The sequence below is a fragment of the Parapedobacter soli genome (assembly GCF_025460835.1).
Taxonomy (GTDB): domain Bacteria; phylum Bacteroidota; class Bacteroidia; order Sphingobacteriales; family Sphingobacteriaceae; genus Parapedobacter; species Parapedobacter soli.
Genome location: NZ_JAMXAY010000009.1, coordinates 51,059 through 70,122, shown reverse-complemented (window position 1 = coordinate 70,122; position 19,064 = coordinate 51,059). Strand labels below are relative to the sequence as shown.

17 protein-coding genes are annotated in these 19,064 nt (G+C 51.4%); 15 read left to right on the top strand and 2 right to left on the bottom strand.

Features of this window, described 5'->3' with window-relative positions:
* Positions 1-42: 42 nt before the first annotated feature.
* Both NGM62_RS06050 and NGM62_RS06045 read left to right on the top strand, forming a co-directional pair.
* Positions 43-546: a hypothetical protein gene (locus tag NGM62_RS06050; RefSeq protein ID WP_262246604.1), complete on the top strand. Its 504-nt coding sequence runs from the start codon at positions 43-45 to the stop codon at positions 544-546.
* Between the two features lie 168 nt (positions 547-714).
* Entirely contained in the window at positions 715-1,404 is a 690-nt protein-coding gene (locus NGM62_RS06045) for a DedA family protein (protein ID WP_262246603.1), read from the top strand.
* Positions 1,405-1,537: 133 nt separating this feature from the next.
* Here the strand turns inward: NGM62_RS06045 and NGM62_RS06040 are convergent, their stop codons facing one another.
* Positions 1,538-4,087 (bottom strand): ATP-dependent Clp protease ATP-binding subunit, encoded by a 2,550-nt coding sequence (locus NGM62_RS06040; protein WP_262246602.1) that lies wholly within the window; start codon positions 4,085-4,087, stop codon positions 1,538-1,540.
* 212 nt (positions 4,088-4,299) lie between these two features.
* On the opposite strand from NGM62_RS06040, the gene ettA reads away from it, so the two are divergent.
* From ettA to ccoS, 7 genes are all read left to right on the top strand, one after another.
* A complete protein-coding gene (ettA, locus tag NGM62_RS06035) occupies positions 4,300-5,982 on the top strand; it encodes an energy-dependent translational throttle protein EttA (RefSeq protein ID WP_262246601.1) in 1,683 nt (560 codons plus the stop codon).
* 3 nt (positions 5,983-5,985) lie between these two features.
* Positions 5,986-7,191, top strand: a complete 1,206-nt coding sequence (locus NGM62_RS06030) for a PAS domain-containing sensor histidine kinase (protein WP_262246600.1) — start codon at positions 5,986-5,988, stop codon at positions 7,189-7,191.
* Positions 7,175-8,245: a response regulator gene (locus NGM62_RS06025; protein ID WP_262246599.1), complete on the top strand. Its 1,071-nt coding sequence runs from the start codon at positions 7,175-7,177 to the stop codon at positions 8,243-8,245. Before NGM62_RS06030 ends, NGM62_RS06025 begins: the two co-directional genes overlap by 17 nt.
* Before the next feature lie 145 nt (positions 8,246-8,390).
* Complete coding sequence (locus tag NGM62_RS06020) at positions 8,391-8,870, top strand: lactate dehydrogenase (RefSeq protein WP_262246598.1); 480 nt, start codon at positions 8,391-8,393, stop codon at positions 8,868-8,870.
* On the top strand, positions 8,851-10,221 hold the full coding sequence (gene hemN / locus NGM62_RS06015) for an oxygen-independent coproporphyrinogen III oxidase (protein ID WP_262246597.1): 1,371 nt from the start codon (positions 8,851-8,853) through the stop codon (positions 10,219-10,221). The genes NGM62_RS06020 and hemN overlap by 20 nt, the downstream gene beginning before the upstream one ends.
* A gap of 13 nt (positions 10,222-10,234) precedes the next feature.
* A complete protein-coding gene (locus tag NGM62_RS06010) occupies positions 10,235-12,649 on the top strand; it encodes a heavy metal translocating P-type ATPase (protein WP_262246596.1) in 2,415 nt (804 codons plus the stop codon).
* Positions 12,646-12,828, top strand: coding sequence for a cbb3-type cytochrome oxidase assembly protein CcoS (gene ccoS / locus NGM62_RS06005; RefSeq protein ID WP_262246595.1), 183 nt, complete (start codon positions 12,646-12,648; stop codon positions 12,826-12,828). The genes NGM62_RS06010 and ccoS overlap by 4 nt, the downstream gene beginning before the upstream one ends.
* On the opposite strand, the gene NGM62_RS06000 is transcribed toward ccoS, so the two are convergent.
* Positions 12,821-13,102, bottom strand: coding sequence for a hypothetical protein (locus tag NGM62_RS06000; protein WP_262246594.1), 282 nt, complete (start codon positions 13,100-13,102; stop codon positions 12,821-12,823). The genes ccoS and NGM62_RS06000 overlap by 8 nt on opposite strands.
* Positions 13,103-13,410: 308 nt before the next feature.
* On the opposite strand from NGM62_RS06000, the gene ccoN reads away from it, so the two are divergent.
* From ccoN to NGM62_RS05970, 6 genes are all read left to right on the top strand, one after another.
* Positions 13,411-15,540 (top strand): cytochrome-c oxidase, cbb3-type subunit I, encoded by a 2,130-nt coding sequence (ccoN, locus tag NGM62_RS05995; RefSeq protein WP_262246593.1) that lies wholly within the window; start codon positions 13,411-13,413, stop codon positions 15,538-15,540.
* An 18-nt stretch (positions 15,541-15,558) separates the two neighbouring features.
* On the top strand, positions 15,559-15,744 hold the full coding sequence (locus tag NGM62_RS05990; protein ID WP_262246592.1) for a hypothetical protein: 186 nt from the start codon (positions 15,559-15,561) through the stop codon (positions 15,742-15,744).
* Positions 15,745-15,761: 17 nt separating this feature from the next.
* Entirely contained in the window at positions 15,762-16,613 is an 852-nt protein-coding gene (locus NGM62_RS05985) for a cbb3-type cytochrome c oxidase N-terminal domain-containing protein (protein WP_262246591.1), read from the top strand.
* Between the two features lie 59 nt (positions 16,614-16,672).
* A complete protein-coding gene (gene ccoG / locus NGM62_RS05980) occupies positions 16,673-18,040 on the top strand; it encodes a cytochrome c oxidase accessory protein CcoG (protein ID WP_262246590.1) in 1,368 nt (455 codons plus the stop codon).
* Between the two features lie 91 nt (positions 18,041-18,131).
* Positions 18,132-18,332, top strand: coding sequence for a FixH family protein (locus tag NGM62_RS05975; protein WP_262246589.1), 201 nt, complete (start codon positions 18,132-18,134; stop codon positions 18,330-18,332).
* A 9-nt stretch (positions 18,333-18,341) separates the two neighbouring features.
* Positions 18,342-19,040 (top strand): sulfite exporter TauE/SafE family protein, encoded by a 699-nt coding sequence (locus NGM62_RS05970; protein WP_262246588.1) that lies wholly within the window; start codon positions 18,342-18,344, stop codon positions 19,038-19,040.
* The last annotated feature ends 24 nt before the right edge of the window (positions 19,041-19,064 follow it).

Sequence of the window (19,064 nt, the reverse complement as noted above, 5' to 3'; positions counted from 1 at the left end):
GAGTATTTAAAAGTTGAGCCGAATGCGGTTAATTTGTAGCGAATGGAAATCAAATTAATTGAAATGCAAAACCAACAACAGAAAAAGTGCTTGACTTACGTATTTCTCGGAATCTTATTGATGTCTCTAGGCTCCTGTGCTAAGGTCGAAAAGCCGGATATTTCCGAGGATAATGTGTTGGCCGGCATATGGAATGTAACGCGGGCTGTCGAGAAACATTTTAGGGATGGAACCCTTATCGAACAATTCGATACCAATGATGGGAGCGATGAATATGAATTTGACATCGCGAAGTTTCAATTCACCGAGAAAGGCCGGGTCAATATCGGGTTTGTTGATAACGATAATGTAATCTCAGATTATGAGGTCTCAGGTGATAAGAAGACGCTTTCCATCTTGGGACTCACCGAAGATGGTACTGGTTCGGCGGTTTTTCAGATCCGAAATTTTACGAGCAGGAATATGGAGCTCTTCATGAGCGAGGCGGATTCGGAGAACCAGGCCTTTCGGTATGAATTGCAGGTGTTCTTACAGAAAGTGAATTAAGGTACCGGCCTTCTTATCAACCTTTTCCTACTTTGAGTTTGTCAGTATTTTGCAATTTTTTGTAACCATCCTGATGGATTGGCTTTCGTGAAGGGTTACGGCACGATTTTATACCACTTCTTTCCATAATTTGCACGCTTTTTTGCAGTTAGTTTTAAGAAGATATCCGTGGCTGAATTTCTCGATTTTTTGAATAACCTCACCGACCCCAACTGGATTGTTGCCCACGGTGGCCTGTACTTATTGCTGTTTATTGTTTTTGCCGAAACAGGTATCCTCATCGGTTTTTTCCTGCCCGGTGATCCCATCCTGTTTATTGCGGGCATTATCATCGCCAACCTGACACTCGGGCCGGTAGATTCCGTACTCACCCTATTGTATTGGATTGCGCTGATTTCGATCGCCGGGATATTGGGTAATTTTGTCGGTTACTGGTGTGGCAAGTATTTCGGGCACCGGCTGCTGAAAATGAAAGACGGCTGGCTTTTCAAAAAAGAATACATTTTCCGGGCACAGGAGTTCTACCATAAACGAGGTGGGATAGCTATTATCTTGGCGCGCTTCCTTCCCGTGGTACGGACGTTTGCACCCATCGTAGCGGGTATCGTGGAGATGGATATCCGGAAATTTGCCCTGTATAATGTGGTTGGTGGCGTCCTTTGGGTGGGCAGTCTGGCCACGCTAGGTTACCTGCTCGGCGAGAACGCTTGGGTGCAACGCAATCTTGAATACGTCATTATAAGTATAGTGGTTGTTGCAACAGCACCTGTTTTGATAAAAATGATTACCGGAGCCGGAAAGAAAAAACAACCTGCAGCCGCATCGGTCGAGACCGAAGTGGTTGAAGAGGAATATTAAGCTCTTATAGCGGTTTATGTTTATCGGAATAGCTCACTCAAAAAGGTTGTAAGGCCATTACGGAATAAAAAAGGCTGTACCAACATCGTTGATACAGCCTTATCGTTAGCTGTGTGACAATTATGAACTTAAACTAATCGTCTTTCTTTTCCTCTGCCAAATCCGAAGGCTTCGATGAGCCGCCGTCGGCCACTTGGATATTCACCACCACTTCCTTCTTGGTCTGGTCGTAGTCTACCTCCAGTGTATTCCCTTCGGCCACCTCGCCTTTGAGTATCTCCTCGGCAATCGGGTCTTCCAGGTATTTCTGGATAGCCCGTTTGAGCGGGCGTGCACCGAAGTTGCTGTCAAAGCCCTTTTCCGCTACGAATTCCTTGGCAGCATCGGTAAGTTTGATGCTGTAGCCCAATGCCTCGATGCGGACAAACAGCGACTTCAATTCGATATCGATGATCTTGAAGATATCTTCTTTATCCAGTGAGTTGAACACGATCACATCGTCTACCCGGTTAAGGAATTCCGGAGCGAAAGCCCGCTTAAGCGCGTTCTCGATGACGCTGCGTGAGTGTGACTCGGCTTGCTCGGCTTTGGCCGATGTGGTGAAACCTACACCTTGCCCGAAGTCTTTCAACTGCCGGGCACCGATGTTGGACGTCATGATCAGGATGGTGTTCCTGAAGTCCACACGGCGGCCGAGGCTATCGGTGAGCTGCCCCTCATCCAATACCTGCAGCAGCAGGTTGAATACGTCGGGATGTGCTTTCTCGATCTCATCAAGCAGTACTACGGAATAGGGCTTGCGGCGTACCTTTTCGGTCAGTTGGCCACCTTCTTCGTAGCCTACGTATCCCGGAGGCGCCCCAACCAAGCGGGAGATGGCAAACTTCTCCATATATTCGCTCATATCAATCTGGATGAGCGAGTCTTCGCTATCAAACATGAATCGGGCCAGTTCTTTCGCCAGCTCAGTTTTACCAACCCCAGTAGGGCCCAAGAAGATAAAGGAACCGATGGGCTTTTTCGGGTCTTTCAATCCGGCACGGGTGCGCTGTATTGCCTTGACCAATTTCTTAACGGCGTCGTCCTGCCCGATAATCCGGCCCTTCATAGAGTCGGCCATACCCAACAGCTTCTGGCTGTCAGATTGCCCCACGCGTTGCACGGGTATACCGGTCATCATGGACACCACTTCCGCAACATTGTCTTCCGTAACGGTGTACCGTTTGGTTTTAGTTTCGGCTTCCCAAGCGGTCTTCTCTTCTTCAAGCTCTTCTAAGAGCTTCTTCTCCGTGTCTCGTAGTTTGGCAGCCTCTTCGTATTTCTGGCTGCGTACAACCTTGTTTTTCTCGATTTTTATCTGCTCGATTTTCTCCTCAATATCGATGATGGTTTGTGGTACATGGATATTGGTGAGGTGCACCCGTGAACCAGCCTCGTCCAATGCATCGATTGCTTTGTCGGGTAAAAACCGATCCGTGATATAGCGGGTGGTCAACGTTACGCAAGCCTCAATGGCCTCTGGCGTATAGTTGACGTTGTGGTGTTCTTCGTACTTCTCCTTGATGCGGTTGAGTATCTCCACCGTTTCGTCGTGCGTAGCCGGCTCAATCATCACTTTCTGGAACCGGCGGTCGAGCGCACCATCTTTTTCGATGTACTGGCGGTATTCGTCGAGTGTCGTTGCACCGATACATTGGATTTCACCGCGCGCCAAGGCGGGTTTGAACATGTTGGACGCATCCAATGAGCCGGATGCCCCGCCGGCACCCACGATGGTGTGTATTTCATCGATGAAGAGGATGACATCGGGCGATTTTTCCAGCTCGTTCATCACTGCTTTCATCCGCTCCTCAAACTGGCCCCGGTATTTTGTACCGGCCACCAATGACGCCAGATCCAACGTAACCACCCGCTTATTGAATAGTACACGCGAGACCTTGCGTTGGACGATACGCAGGGCCAACCCTTCGGCGATAGCGGATTTACCCACACCGGGCTCACCGATGAGGATCGGGTTGTTCTTCTTCCGCCGCGAGAGGATCTGTGACACGCGCTCGATTTCTTTTTCACGCCCCACGATGGGATCCAGCCGGCCCTCTTCCGCAGCTTTGGTGAGGTCGCGCCCGAAATTATCAAGCACCGGCGTTTTCGACTTGATGTCGGAGACTTTTTTCGGCTGGCTGAAGTGGTCATCTTCTTTGAAATCATCATCGCCGGCAGTCGAGCCCGCGGCTTGGCCCGTAATGCCAGCCTTATGCTGTTCGACATCGGCCTTAAACACATCGTAGTTGATGTCGAACTGCTGCAGAATCTGCGAGGCGATGTTGTCTTCATCACGAAGAATAGAGAGCAGCAAGTGCTCCGTGCCGATTACATCACTCTTAAATATCTTTGCTTCAAGGTAGGTGATTTTCAATACTTTCTCCGCTTGCTTAGTGAGCGGCATATTGCCGATAGGGGCCCGAGACATCGAGGAGCCTTTCACAGCATCTTCGATAGACTTACGTAGCTCTGTGGTGTCGATCCCTGCATGTTTTAGAATCTTGATGGCTATGCCATCCCCCTCACGAATAAGGCCGAGCAACAAATGCTCCGTGCCGATATAATCGTGCTTCAACCTGATGGCTTCTTCCCTGCTGTATGAAATCACATCCTTTACGCGAGGCGAAAATTTTGCTTCCATGAATGTATTACCTTTCTTTTTTTATGCTAAGGATGCGATAAATGTAGAAAAAATATCGCTTGTACCTTTACAATTTGTGTAACATTTATCAACAATTAAGCCATTGATACAAAGATAACATTTTGTCAGGTGCTTTAAAAGCTTTTATTGCGCCATTCTGACTATCTTTGCCTTTCTTTATTTTTATAGCAACTGTAATAAGGAATCGAAATATGTCAGACGAAAAGGTAATATTTTCCATGGCTGGGGTCAACAAAGTCTACCCGCCGCAGAAACAAGTATTGAAAAATATTTACCTCTCTTTTTTCTATGGGGCCAAAATCGGTGTAATCGGTCTAAACGGCTCCGGCAAGTCATCGTTGCTGCGCATTATCGCCGGATTGGATAAGTCTTTCCAGGGCGAAGTGGTGTTCTCTCCGGGCTATAGTGTGGGTTATCTCGCCCAAGAGCCCGAATTGGATAATAGCAAGACGGTGCGAGAAGTGGTAGAGGAAGGCGTAGCCGAAATCATGGCATTACTCCAAGAGTACGAGGAAATCAACGAAAAGTTCGGCTTGCCGGAAGTCTATGAAAACGCAGACGAGATGGATCGATTGCTGGCGCGGCAGGGCGAAATACAAGACCGGATAGATGCGTCGGGGGCGTGGGAAATAGATAGCAAACTTGAGCGGGCAATGGATGCATTGCGATGCCCTGATGCCGATCGCGGGGTAGCCACATTGTCAGGCGGGGAGCGCCGTCGAGTGGCATTATGTCGGTTGTTGCTCCAGGAGCCCGATGTATTGCTGCTCGATGAGCCGACCAACCACCTCGATGCCGAGTCGATCGACTGGCTCGAACAGCACCTCCAGCAATATAAAGGGACGGTCATCTCGGTGACGCACGACCGGTATTTCCTTGATAATGTGGCGGGCTGGATACTGGAACTCGACCGTGGTGAGGGAATACCCTGGAAAGGGAATTACTCATCGTGGCTCGATCAGAAAGCCAAACGGTTGGCCCAAGAGGAAAAGACCGAGAGTAAACGGCAGAAAACCCTTGAACGGGAGCTTGAATGGGCGCGGATGGCACCTAAAGCCCGCCAAGCTAAATCCAAAGCCCGTTTGCACAATTACGAAAAGTTGGCGTCCGAAGAGACCAAAGAACGCGAAGCGAAGCTAGAGCTATTCATCCCCCCCGGTCCGCGGCTGGGAAATGTGGTCATCGAAGCACAGGGAGTCAGTAAGGCGTATGGCGACAAACTGTTGTTCGAAGACCTCAACTTCTCGCTCCCCCCGGCAGGTATCGTCGGTATCATAGGGCCCAACGGGGCGGGTAAAACAACCCTCTTCCGGTTGATCACAGGACAGGAACAGCCCGATGCGGGCACGTTCCGCGTAGGCGAAACCGTGGTGCTGGGCTATGTCGACCAGTTGCATGACGACCTCGACCCGGATAAAACCGTATGGGAAAACATTACGGAGGGCAACGAGAACATCCAGCTGGGATCCCGGCAGATCAACTCACGCGCCTATGTGTCTAAATTCAACTTCAGTGGAGCAGATCAGCAGAAAAAGGTCGGTGTGCTGTCTGGCGGCGAACGCAACCGCGTACACTTGGCCATCACACTGAAGAAAGGCGCCAACGTGCTACTGCTCGACGAACCGACCAATGACATCGATGTGAACACACTGCGGGCGCTCGAAGAAGGGTTGGAAAACTTCGGCGGATGTGCGGTCATCATCTCGCACGACCGCTGGTTCCTCGACCGTGTCTGTACACATATCTTGGCGTTCGAAGGCGATTCGCAGGTGTATTTCTACGAAGGTAACTATACCGAATACGAAGAAAACCGTAAAAAGCGGCTGGGCGATGTGGCCCCCCACCGTATCAAATACAAGAAATTGACAAAATAGTAGATGGATACCTCCCGGTTACTCAAGGCTATTATCGAAAATGCCATCGATGGGATCATCACGATCGACCAGCACGGCATCGTGGATTCCATAAACCCGGCAGCCTCCAAACTTTTCGGCTATGAAGCGGCAGAGGTAATCGGCAACAACGTATCGATGCTGATGCCCGAGCCCGACCAAAGCCGGCACGACCAGTACATCCACAACTACCTCACCACCGGTGTGAAAAAAATAATCGGTATAGGCAGGGAGGTACGGGGCTTGCGTAAAGATGGGACAACATTCCCATTCCGGCTTGCGGTAAGTGAGGTGCACTACGAAAATAAAATCGCGTTCACCGGGTTCGTGCACGACCTCTCGAAAGAAAAGGAGGCTGAAGAGAAACTGCTGCACCACATGGAAGAGCTGGAGGCGACGGTGAGCAACCGGACCAAAGACCTGATTAAATTGGTGTCTGAGCTCGAAAAGACTAAGGCTGACGTCAGCCAATCGCTGGAGAAGGAGAAGGAGCTCAACCAACTCAAATCGCGCTTCGTGTCCATGGCATCCCACGAATTCCGCACACCCCTCAGCGCGGTCCAGCTTTCGGCCTCACTGATAGAAAAATATGCAGCAAAGCCCGACTTGCCCAATGTGTTGAAACATACAGGCCGGATAAAAGGTTCGGTACAGTTGCTTACCAGCATCCTGAACGATTTCCTGTCGCTGGAACGGCTTGAGGCCGGGAAGGTACTCGCCGACAACGAAGAGATTAATCTCGTGGAAGTGGCCGAAGAAATTACCGAAGAAATGCAGCTGATATGTAAGGCAAACCAGCATATTGTATACCAACACACCGGGTCGGAGGGCAAATTTAAACTGGATGCCAACTTACTCAAAAACAGTGTCATCAATTTGATATCCAATGCAATCAAATATTCAGGTGAGAACACCTTTATCGAGTTCAATACCGAGATCAATGGCGATACATGCCAGATTGTAGTCAAAGACGACGGCATCGGGATCCCGGCAGAAGACCAGAAGAGCCTGTTTGAGCCGTTTTTCCGTGCGCATAACACGGGCAACATCCCGGGCACCGGCTTAGGCCTCAATATCGTGAGGCGGTACGTGTCGCTGATGGGGGGGGAGGTCACGTGCCAGAGCGCGCAGGACAAAGGAACCGTGTTTACGCTTACATTCCACAATACCAGCCATGTCAACAGCAACTAAACAAACAACCGTACTCATTATCGAGGATAACGACGATATCCGTGAAAGCACGAAGGAAATCCTGGAGCTGACGGGTTATCAGGTTTTTGAAGCCCCCGAAGGGAAAACGGGGGTGGAGCTGGCCATCAAGCACTTACCCAGTGTTATCCTGTGCGATATCATGATGCCCGAGCTGGATGGATATGGCGTGCTGTATATGTTGTCCAAGCACCCGCAGGCCGCCACCATACCTTTTATTTTCCTAACGGCAAAGGCCGAGCGCGCAGATATGCGGAAAGCGATGGAACTGGGTGCAGATGACTACCTGACCAAGCCTTTTGATGATATCGAACTGCTCAACGCCATAGAAACCCGGCTGAAGAAACGTAAGCAACTGGGCCCGGAAAAGGAAATCAACAAGGACCTCCGCCTAAGCGAGGAAGAGCAAGACACCCTCTTGCAGGAGCTCGTCCAGCGCTCCCGGACTAAAACCTATAAGAAAAAGCAATTCATCTACCAAGAGGGGGATACACCACTGTATGTGTATTTCGTGAAGAAAGGCAAAGTGCGCCGTTTCCTGCATTATTTGGATGGTCGGGAGCTGGCTACCGATATCCATGTGGATAACTCATTTTTCGGTTATGGGGCATTGCTGCTCCAACAACGTTATACAGACAATGCCGAAGCTCTGGAAGACACTGAGTTGGCATTGGTAGACCGTGACAATTTCTTTGAATTACTTTACCGGAAGCCCGGGATAGCCAATAAATTCATCAAGCTGCTCTCGGGCAATATCCGCGGTAAGGAAGTCCAATTGCTGGCTTTCGCATACGATTCGGTTCGGAAGCGCGTAGCCAACGCACTCATCCACGTGGCCGAGAAGACACTCGCAGGTGCCACGGACGACGAATGCCTCATCCGTATATCGCGCGATGACCTGGCATCGCTGGCCGGCACGGCCAACGAAACCATCAGCCGTATGCTTGCCGACTTCAAAGACGAAAAACTCATCGCGAAGGAAGGAAACGCAATCCGGATCCTCTCCATCAATAAATTGCAGCATATCAAACAATAACCACGCCTACATCCGCACCAGTGTAAGAAGTAACCGATGTCACTTTTTAGACTGACACCATGCATTGCCGCCGGCAACGTACCGTTGTAGCTTTGGAAATAATGAACAAGGGAAATTATTTACCTAGTGATACGCATACGTACGGATGAAAGCAATCGCTTACAATATAAAGCCAGAAGAAAAAGAATGCTTGGCAATAGCTAATGGGAAGAGACACGATTTGACATTGATCTCCAATGAATTGAATGCCAGAACAGTGTCGTATGCCTTGGGGAAAGAAGCAGTGATCATCTCACCATACGATATATTGGACCGCGAGATGCTATGGGAATTGAAGCACGCCGGAGTAACCAAGATCATCACCCGGTCCAAGATTACCACACATATCGATCTGGGTGAGGCAACACGCATGGATTTCAAAATCGCTAACGTACCGGATGAGGACCAATCGGTTCCGAATCTCGCCAAGCAGACGATACGCAATCTGAATGCCTGGGGGGCTGGGAAGTGTGTGGGCGAAGCTTGCTGCTGCCAAAAGGTGTGTGAAATGGATAAAAAAAAAGTGAAAGCGGGGGGCGATCGCCGCATAGTCAATGATTATCAATATGGTAGAACGGGAAACTGATATTGCAGAACTGATAGCACGCTATAATGTGGCAGCACCGAGGTACACCAGCTACCCCACCGTGCCGTACTGGGACGAGACGACATGGGATACCAGCCGTTGGACCGACCATGTGCGGGCACGGTTATCGGCATCGTCGGCGCAAGGTGTGGCGCTGTATGTGCACCTCCCTTTCTGTGAGAGCCTATGCACCTATTGCGGCTGCAATAAACGTATCACGAAAAACCATGGTGTGGAAGCACCATATATAGACGCCGTACTGGCCGAATGGCAGTTGTATCGCAGGTTGCTCGGCCCCGCAGACGTACCGATCAGCGAAATACACCTCGGAGGCGGCACGCCCACCTTCTTCAGCCCGGTGCAGCTCCAGCGGCTCATGGATGGACTGCTGGGGGGGTGCAACGTATTGCCAAACCCATCGTTTTCTTTCGAGGCCCATCCGGCAAATACTACCGAAGCCCATCTGGAAACACTTTTTGATGCAGGCTTCAGGCGGCTTAGCTTGGGTATACAGGATTTTGACCCGAAGGTGCAGCGTGTTATCAACCGGTGGCAAACCGAAGCCGATGTGCAGCGGGTGATGTTAGACGCCCGCCGCATCGGCTATACTTCCATCAACTTCGACCTGATCTATGGCCTGCCCCTGCAAACGTTGCAAAGCGTGCAGGCCACCGTCACGAAATCGCTCGCCATGCTGCCCGATCGGATATCCTTCTATAGCTATGCCCACGTGCCGTGGATGCAGCCCGGCCAGCGCCATTATACCGAAGCCGATATCCCCAAGGGCAAAGAGAAACTCGCACTCTATAGCCTCGGCAAAGCCCTGATCACCGATGCAGGTTACCAGGATATCGGGATGGACCACTTCGCAACACCACAGGATGCCCTCTGCATTGCCGCAGCAACCGGCGGGCTGCACCGCAACTTCATGGGTTATACCGATAGGTATTCACCGCTGCTTATCGGACTTGGCGTATCATCCATCAGCGATTCATGGACGGCTTTCGCACAGAATGAAAAGACCGTCGAAGCGTACCAATCGAGGGTGGATAGGGGAGAGCTCCCCGTGTTCAAAGGGCATGTGCTTTCCAGTTTGGACCTGCAGATCCGGAAGCATGTCCTCGACCTCATGTGCCGGGGCCGTACCACGCTAGATGTATCCATGGAACACGCCGAGCCAATACTGCGGCGCCTGAAGCCATTGGTGGCCGATGGCTTGGTGGTGGTCGACGATATGCATATCTCAGTGACGGCCACGGGGTCGTCATTCTTGCGCAATATCTGCATGGCGTTCGATATACGCCTCCACGAAAAGCAATACACAGAACCGTTGTTCAGCAGTGCTGTTTAATACCTGATATCAGATGGCTTTAGAGACCAAAGCGTCGAGAAATACAAGATGTTTCCATTGCGGAGATGCCGTTTTGCACGAGGTCTACGAGACCGATGGCCATACCTTTTGTTGCCTCGGATGCCAAAGTGTATACCGCATACTGAGCGGTAACAACATGCATCAATACTACCGCTACAATAACCACCCTGGAAAGAAGAAGGCGGAACATAGCGAGCGGTACGAATACCTCGATGAGGCGGCAATCGCCGACAAACTTATCGATTTCAAAAACGATGGACTAACCGTCGTCACTTTCTACATCCCAGCCATCCACTGCAGCTCCTGTATATGGCTGCTCGAACACCTTTATAAGCTGAATCCTGCCATTGTGAGATCGCAGACTGATTTCATGAAAAAACACGTCAATATCACGATCAAGCACCAGGAGCTATCCATACGCGGACTGGTTGAGCTATTGGACGACCTCGGCTATGCGCCTAAGATCACGTTGCAGGACGTGGTGAAGGCCGGGCGCAAATTTTCGCAGAAAGGACTGATTGCCAAAATCGCCGTTGCCGGGTTCTGTTTTGGAAACTCCATGATGCTGAGCTTCCCCGAGTATTTCGGAATGGCTGCTTTTGAGGCTAAATACTCGATGTTCTTCGGGTGGATGAATTTCGCCTTCTCACTGCCGGTGTTGCTCTATAGCGGGCGGGATTACTTTACGTCGGCTTGGCAAAGCCTTCGCCACCGCCGGCTCAATCTCGATGTACCGCTGGCACTCGGCATTGCCGTGCTGTTTATCCGCACGGGTTGGGAAGTCTTTACCGGCAGTGGCCCCGGATTTGCCGACACCCTCTGCGGGCTGGTGTTCTTCCTGCTGGTGGGCCGGTGGGTGCAGCAACGTACCTACCACCACATATCGTTTGAGCGCGATTACCGCTCATATTTCCCCGTTGCCGTAACGCGTATCATAGAAGACAATAGGAAACCCGTCCCTTTGGCAGATATCCGTGTCGGCGACCGGTTGCTTGTCCGCAATGGTGAAATCGTTCCCGCCGATGCCATCCTCCTGAAAGGAGATGCCAACATCGATTTCAGTTTCGTCACCGGAGAGTCCGAACCCGTGTCCAAAGTACTGGGGGAAATCATCTATGCCGGAGGGCGGCAGCTCGGCGGAGCCATCGAGCTGGAGGTGGTGAAGGCGGTGTCGCAAAGCTACCTGACGCAGCTGTGGAACAACGACGCTTTTAAGCCTTATGAGCGGAAATTCCGTACATTCAGCAACGTGGTGAGCCGGTATTTTACGGTAGCATTGCTCACCATTGCCATTTCGGCCATGGCGTATTGGTTTTTCCAGGGCGACCCTGTAAAAGCTTGGGGGGCGTTCACCGCCGTTCTGATTATCGGCTGCCCGTGTGCGTTGGCGCTGAGCGGGCCTTTTACCTTATCTGCGGCCCTGAGTATCTTCGACCGCAACCATTTTTACATCAAAAATACGGCAGCCATCGAACAGTTGGCGGCAATCGACTGCCTGGTGTTTGACAAAACGGGCACCATCTCCTCGCCCAATGCGTCCCGGATCCATTTCGATGGTGAGCTGACACCGACCGAACTGGCTATGGTGGTGGCGGTAGCGCAAAACTCCAGCCACCCGCTGAGTCGCGAATTGGTCAATTGGGCCGGAGTGGTGACCCCGATGGGTGCCGTGGATTTCCGGGAGGTAACAGGCAAAGGCATCGAGGCCACTGTGTCAGGCCGCAATGTGCGTCTGGGCAGCGGGATGTTTGTCGGCATAACCGATACAACCAGTGGCACGGCACGGGGTAGCCGTGTCTATGTAGCTATCGATGGCGAGGTGCGGGGCTGCTTTGTGGCTACGCAACCGTGGCGGCCGCAACTAAAAGCGGTGATCGATAGTTTGGGGAATGATTATGCACTTAACCTGATTTCTGGCGATCATGACAAAGATAGGGAGGAGTTACGAGCCGTTTTCCCCGGTACCTCAGAATTGCTGTTTAATCGGTTGCCTATCGAAAAGCTGGAATATATCCGTTCATTGCAGGCGCAAGGTGGGGCGGTGTGCATGTTCGGCGATGGACTTAACGACGCCGGAGCATTGAAGCAAGCTAATTTGGGGGTCGCCGTGAGCGACGATATCAATAACTTCTCGCCGGGCTGCGATGCCGTACTGGATGGCCGCTCATTCGGTTTGCTCCCGCGCTTCTTCGGGTTTGCGAAAGATGTGCGGAAGGTCATCCATATGAGTTTCGGTATTTCCCTGGTCTATAATGCGGTGGGGTTGAGCTTCGCGGTTATGGGCACGATGTCTCCCCTGTTTGCCGCTATACTGATGCCGTTGAGTACTGTTACCATCATCGGGTTTACCACGGTGGCCACCCGTATATTTGCGACAAAAAGACAATTAACCCACAATGTATCATGAGCGCTATTTTCTTTCTTATCGGTTGCAGTGTGTTTATAGCCCTGATTTTCCTGGCTGCTTTCTTTTGGGCCAATAAAACCGGCCAGCACGACGATACATACACACCGTCTATCCGGATGCTGTTTGATGATGAGGTGGAAAATGCGGAGGCGGAAGAAGGACAGGACCGGGCTACATGATTTTAACTAGTTCTTCCCATTCTTCCTCCAATGTGCCGCTAAACCGCTGGCGCTTCGCCCGCCGGTACCAGTAATCGGCATTCCACAGGTCACCCTCCTTGCGATGGAGGTAGGCGTGCACATGGGCTGACTGCCGGTCGTCCAAATCGTTTACCAGCTCATGGGCCCGTTCCCAATCGCCTTTGCCATCATACCACAGCGCCTCTAATTGCACGGTGAGGCCAATAGGTGGGGCGTCGTGTTTTAACGAGTCTTTGAAGTCGAAAATATCCATAATGATTATCCTACTCCAAAGGTAGTAAATTCGTGGCTAACCCCCGTCCGTTACCCGCTCATTGCATCGTTTTTGCCGATACCTTTCCGATGGTGTCCCGATGAAACGCCGTGTTTTGGCGTTTTTACCGAGGTATGGTGGGATATAACCGGGATAGGACAGGGATGAGACAGGGATAAGACACGGCTGAAGCACAGGTAACGATCGGGTGTGGTAAATAGTGACCACCATTACTTTTAAACCCGATGTTTGTCATTCGGCTGACACTGCGATGACAGTAATTTTACAGCCAGAAAATATGTTCATCCATGCAGCTAACTAAATTCAACTACGACAACAAAATTGTCCGCAACTTCGGCATTGCCACCATCGTATGGGGCATCGTCGGCATGTCGGTAGGCCTATTGGTCGCCGTACAGCTCGTCTGGCCATTCATGAACTTTGATTTGCAATACACCACATTCGGCAGGATACGGCCATTGCATACCAATGCAGTGATTTTCGCCTTTGTGGGTAATGCGATTTTCATGGGGGCGTATTATTCCTTGCAGCGTTTGCTTAAAGCCCGGATGTTCAGTGATTTCCTGAGCCGGGTACATTTCTGGGGCTGGCAGCTCATCATCCTGGCCGCGGCCATCACATTGCCCCTGGGCATTACCACCTCCCACGAATATGCCGAGCTGGAATGGCCCATCGACGTTGGCCTTACCATTATATGGGTGGTATTTGGTATCAACATGTTCGGCACCATCATCAAGCGGCGCGAGCGCCATATGTACGTAGCCATTTGGTTTTATATTGCCACCTTTGTCACTGTTGCCGTGTTGCACATTGTCAACTCTGTGCAGCTGCCCGTTTCCATGTGGAAGAGCTACTACCTCTACGCAGGTGTGCAGGATGCGCTGGTACAATGGTGGTATGGGCATAATGCCGTGGCCTTTTTCCTCACCACACCCTACTTGGGGATGATGTATTATTTCCTCCCCAAGATGGCCAACCGTCCCATCTACTCCTATAAGCTTAGTATCCTCCATTTCTGGTCGTTGATTTTTATCTATATCTGGGCTGGCCCGCACCATTTGTTGTACACGGCCCTGCCCGAGTGGGTGCAATCGCTGGGCGTGGCATTTTCCATCATGCTCATCGCCCCCAGCTGGGGAGGTATGATCAACGGATTGCTTACGCTGCGCGGTGCGTGGGATAAGGTGCGTACCGAACCCACATTGAAATTTATGGTGGTGGCACTCACCGCATACGGTATGGCTACATTCGAGGGGCCTATGCTGTCACTGAAAAAGGTGAACGCCATCGCACACTTTACCGACTGGATTGTGGCGCACGTGCACGTAGGCGCTTTGGGGTGGAACGGTTTCATGACCTTCGCTATCCTCTATTGGTTGATACCGCGTATCTATAAGACAGAGCTTTATTCTAAAAAGCTGGCATCGGCGCATTTCTGGATTGGCACACTGGGTATCCTTTTCTATGCGATTCCGATGTACTGGGCTGCGGTGGTGCAGGGGCTTATGTGGAAGGAGTTTACGCCCGAGGGTGTTTTGAAGTACCCCAATTTCCTGGCTACCACCCTGCAGATCATCCCCATGCACATGCTCCGCGCCATCGGGGGCGCACTTTACCTGTCGGGCGCCATCATGATGACGTACAATCTGGTGAAGACCATGAGGAAAGGCCGCTTGCTGGCCAATGAGCCCGCCGAGGCCCCCGAACTAACACCGGTGGTGGTAAACGAGCGGTCCGCCCACCGCAGGCTGGAGCGGAAGCCCGTGCTGTTCCTCGTATTGGCGTTGATTACCATTCTGATCGGCGGTATTGTGCAAATGATGCCGACCTTCATGATTTCGTCAAACGTACCCACCATTGCCAGCGTACAGCCTTATACCGCACTGGAGATCCAGGGGCGCGACCTGTACATCCGTGAGGGGTGTGTGAACTGCCATACGCAGACGGTCCGCCCGTTCCGTTCGGAAACCGTGCGCTATGGCGAGTATAGCAAAGCAGGCGAGTTCGTGTATGACCACCCGTTCTTATGGGGATCTAAGCGCACCGGGCCCGACCTTCACCGCATCGGCAAGAAATACCCGAACAAATGGCATTTCGACCACATGCTTGACCCCACGATCACCTCACCGGGTAGTATCATGCCCCCATACCCATGGCTCATCGAGCAGACACTCGACGTAAGCACGACAAAAGGCAAGTTGAACGCCTTACGGATACTGGGCGTACCTTACACCGACGAGCATATCGACAACGCCGATGAAGACCTCCGGAAACAGGCCGAAACGATTGCTGCCGACCTGAACGATCAGGGGGTGAGTGTAAAATCAGACCGCGAGATTATCGCTCTGATAGCCTATCTGCAACGGCTGGGCACAGATATTAATGCACCGTTACCGGCCAGCGCAACGAACAACTAACGTACGTAAACGAATGACATGTTTAAGCAAATAACAGATTTGAGCGGTAATGAGTGGTATCTCATTGCATCGCTGTGGATATTCCTGCTGTTTTTCATTATCGTAGGCATCAGACTTTTCCGGATGCGGAAAGCCGATATCGATTATATGAAAGGCATTCCGATGGATGATGAGGCAACGTCTGACGACGAACCGGTAAACTAAATTAAATATAGCAAACCATGAACACAATCTTCATGCAAGTAAATCTCAGCCACAATATACTCATCATTGCCCTGGTGGTAGTGATGGTGGTCATCCTGCTGTCTGCATTGGTGGTTTTACGCGCGTTGCGGGTGATGGTACGGGTTACCATGCCACAGGCACTGGCCAACGCGGCTACTGCCAAAACGGAAGTGGCGCACGCCCGCGGCAGCCGCTGGGCGCACTGGTGGAACAAGTTGATGGGGCTCCGGCCGATGTCAGAGGAAAAGGATTTGGTCATCGACCATGAATACGACGGCATAAAGGAACTTGATAACCCCGTGCCGGCGTGGTTCAATGTCATGTTCTACGGTAGCATCGCATTTGCGGTGGTGTACCTGTGTGTGTATCATGTATTCGGCTGGGGCCCCACCCAAGACGAGGAGTATACGCGGGAGATGGCACGTGCCGAACAAGCCCGGCAGGAATGGCTGTCCCAGGCCGCCAACAACATCGACGAGAATACCGTGACGGTAGACACCAGCCCGGAGACGGTGGCGGCCGGACTAGCAATCTTCACCCAGAACTGTGCTGCCTGCCACGGCGGCGTGGGTGAGGGTGGAATCGGACCCAACCTCACCGATGAGTATTGGCTACACGGCGGTGAGGTGCAGGATATTTTCAGGGTAGTCAAATACGGTGTGCTGGATAAGGGGATGATTCCCTGGGAGCAAAGCCTGACGCCGGCGCAGATCGCCGAGGTGAGCAATTATATCATTACATTGCGGGGCAATAACCCGCCGAATGCCAAGGAGCCACAAGGCGAAAAAGTTGAATACCAGGATGCGGCCGCCACGCCCGAGCCGGAGGTGGCATCTGTTGGTGAGTAGAAGCATGGGGATTGAAGATAATTGAGGTAAAACCAATAAGGTAAAGGAGTGAAGAATACATGGCAACAGCAACGGTAGCGGGCGCAGTAAAGCCGAAACGCGAATGGATCTATGCAAAGAAGCCCGGTGGAAAGTGGTTCAATCGGCGGCAATGGGTGGGTTATACGCTGTTGGCCTTTTTGATTGTGGCCCCGTTTATCAAAATCGGCGGTGAGCCGCTTTTGTTATTCAACATCATTGAGCGCAAGTTTGTTATTTTCGGAAGCGTTTTCTGGCCGCAGGACCTGCATATCTTCGTCTTCGGGATGCTGATTGCCATGGTATGCATCGTCCTATTCACCGTGGTGTATGGCCGTGTATGGTGCGGATGGGCGTGCCCCCAGACCATTTTCATGGAACTTGTGTTCCGCCGTATCGAATTTCTGATCGAGGGCGATTGGTTGCAGCAGAAAAAGTTGGACAAGGCCCCCAATACCACGGCCAAGTATGCAAAAAAAATCCTTAAACATACTATTTTCCTGCTTATTTCCTTTGTGATTTCAAACCTCTTCCTTTCTTACATTATCGGTATCGAGGAGCTTTGGAAAATCATGACCGATCCCATCAGCCAGCATATCGGTGGGTTTGTTGCCATTGTTTTGTTCACATTGGTGTTTTACGGTGTATTCGCCTATGTACGGGAGATTGTGTGCACCACGATTTGCCCTTATGGGCGGTTGCAGAGCGTGCTGATGGACGATAAGAGCGTTACCATAGCCTATGATCACCGCAGGGGAGAACCGCGTGGACATCGGAAAAAAGACGTGGAACAATTGGTGGGCGACTGTGTAGACTGCAACTTGTGCGTGCAGGTATGCCCTACGGGCATTGATATCCGCAACGGACTGCAGATGGAATGTGTGAGCTGCACGGCATGTATCGACGCATGCGACACCGTAATGGAAAAGCTCGACCGGCCCAAGAACCTTATCGGTTTTTACTCGGTAAGTGAAATCGAAGGGCAGCCCAAGGCGAAAGGGAACACCCGCGCCATCGCATATACCGTGGTGCTGGCCGCGTTGGTTGCCGTGTTCGGGTGGCTCATGTTCAGTAGGTCGCAAGTGGATGGCACGCTTCTCCGCGCCAGGGGCAGTACCTACCAGGTCCTCGATGATGGAACCGTAAGCAACCTTTATAGTTTGGAATTGATTAACAAAACGAGCAATGATATCCCGTTCAACCTCGAAGTGTTAGATGAAGATATGGCCATCCGCATGGTTAACCAGCTCACCGTACTGAAAGCGGGTGCGACAGCGCAAATGACCTTTTTCCTTATTACTCCGCAACAATCGGTGAAAACATATAAAACGGATGTGAAAATCGGCGTGATGGCTGATGGAAAGGCGGTGGAAACATTGAAAACAACATTTGTAGCACCGGTTAAATAATGGTTAATGGTTAATTGTTAATGGTTAATGGTTAATTGTTAATGGTCAAGGTGGATTAGCAATTAACAATTGAAAATCGATAATTGAAAACGTGAACTGGGGAGTAAAAATAGTGATTGCGCTGGCATCTTTTATGGTGTTGATCGTGTCGTTTGGTGTTTATATGGTAAACATGGATACCGACTCGTTGGTGGCTGAGGATTATTACGAACGTGGGTTGAATTATGACCAGTTGCGTGCCGCGGACAGTGTGCACGAGCTTACCGATACCACCCGTGTCGTGCCGAAATAAAATGTGGATATGAGTTACCTAACGCTAGCATTTTTTATGGGGCTCTTCGGTAGCCTCCACTGCGTGGCCATGTGTGGGCCGTTGGTGCTGGCGTTTACAGCCGATAAGCGCACCCGGTCTTGGCGGGTGTTGATGAATACGATACTTTATCAGGTTGGCCGTGTGGCGATGTATGGTGTGCTTGGCGTCGTCATCGGCCTTGTGGGCCACCTGCTGCTTGAAATAAAAGACTGGCAGCGGGGGATCACACTGTTTACCGGTTTCCTGCTTATCGGAGTGGGGTTATTATCGCTTTTCGGAAAGCAATCCCGTCGGTTTTCCCGCCTGCAGCAGCGTTTTGTCACACCGCTGACCCGCTGGGTAGGTTATTGGCTTTACCGGCCCGGGGGGCACCTTATGGTGGGTATGCTCAACGGCCTGCTGCCCTGCGGGATGGTTTATATGGCGCTGGCAGCCGCGCTAAGTGCCGACTCCGTGCAGGGGAGCGCACTTTTTATGGTGTCGTTTGGGGTAGGTACCTGGCCGGCGATGTTGTCGGTGGCCCTGTTAGGTGCCTTCGCCAAAGCCCGTCTCCGGTTCAATTTCGCTTTTTGGCTGCCCATCATTTCGATATTGATGGGCGGCTGGTTCCTGTTGCGGGGTGCTAACCTCGATATTCCGTTTTTAAGCCCACTGGTTTACCCAGAAGGAGCGATTACGTGCGGGTAGGTGGCCGTAGAACACATCGCCCGC

What these genes read in the sequence shown, in the direction of transcription:
- NGM62_RS06025 (WP_262246599.1), top strand. Translation starts at nt 7,175, where the DNA reads ATGTCAACAGCAACTAAACAAACAACCGTACTCATTATCGAGGATAAC.
- ccoN (WP_262246593.1), top strand. Translation starts at nt 13,411, where the DNA reads ATGCAGCTAACTAAATTCAACTACGACAACAAAATTGTCCGCAACTTC.
- NGM62_RS05985 (WP_262246591.1), top strand. Translation starts at nt 15,762, where the DNA reads ATGAACACAATCTTCATGCAAGTAAATCTCAGCCACAATATACTCATC.
- ccoS (WP_262246595.1), top strand. Translation starts at nt 12,646, where the DNA reads ATGAGCGCTATTTTCTTTCTTATCGGTTGCAGTGTGTTTATAGCCCTG.
- NGM62_RS06030 (WP_262246600.1), top strand. Translation starts at nt 5,986, where the DNA reads ATGGATACCTCCCGGTTACTCAAGGCTATTATCGAAAATGCCATCGAT.
- NGM62_RS06020 (WP_262246598.1), top strand. Translation starts at nt 8,391, where the DNA reads ATGAAAGCAATCGCTTACAATATAAAGCCAGAAGAAAAAGAATGCTTG.
- NGM62_RS05990 (WP_262246592.1), top strand. Translation starts at nt 15,559, where the DNA reads ATGTTTAAGCAAATAACAGATTTGAGCGGTAATGAGTGGTATCTCATT.
- hemN (WP_262246597.1), top strand. Translation starts at nt 8,851, where the DNA reads ATGGTAGAACGGGAAACTGATATTGCAGAACTGATAGCACGCTATAAT.
- NGM62_RS06040 (WP_262246602.1), bottom strand. Translation starts at nt 4,087, where the DNA reads ATGGAAGCAAAATTTTCGCCTCGCGTAAAGGATGTGATTTCATACAGC.
- NGM62_RS05970 (WP_262246588.1), top strand. Translation starts at nt 18,342, where the DNA reads ATGAGTTACCTAACGCTAGCATTTTTTATGGGGCTCTTCGGTAGCCTC.
- ettA (WP_262246601.1), top strand. Translation starts at nt 4,300, where the DNA reads ATGTCAGACGAAAAGGTAATATTTTCCATGGCTGGGGTCAACAAAGTC.
- NGM62_RS06000 (WP_262246594.1), bottom strand. Translation starts at nt 13,102, where the DNA reads ATGGATATTTTCGACTTCAAAGACTCGTTAAAACACGACGCCCCACCT.
- ccoG (WP_262246590.1), top strand. Translation starts at nt 16,673, where the DNA reads ATGGCAACAGCAACGGTAGCGGGCGCAGTAAAGCCGAAACGCGAATGG.
- NGM62_RS06050 (WP_262246604.1), top strand. Translation starts at nt 43, where the DNA reads ATGGAAATCAAATTAATTGAAATGCAAAACCAACAACAGAAAAAGTGC.
- NGM62_RS06010 (WP_262246596.1), top strand. Translation starts at nt 10,235, where the DNA reads ATGGCTTTAGAGACCAAAGCGTCGAGAAATACAAGATGTTTCCATTGC.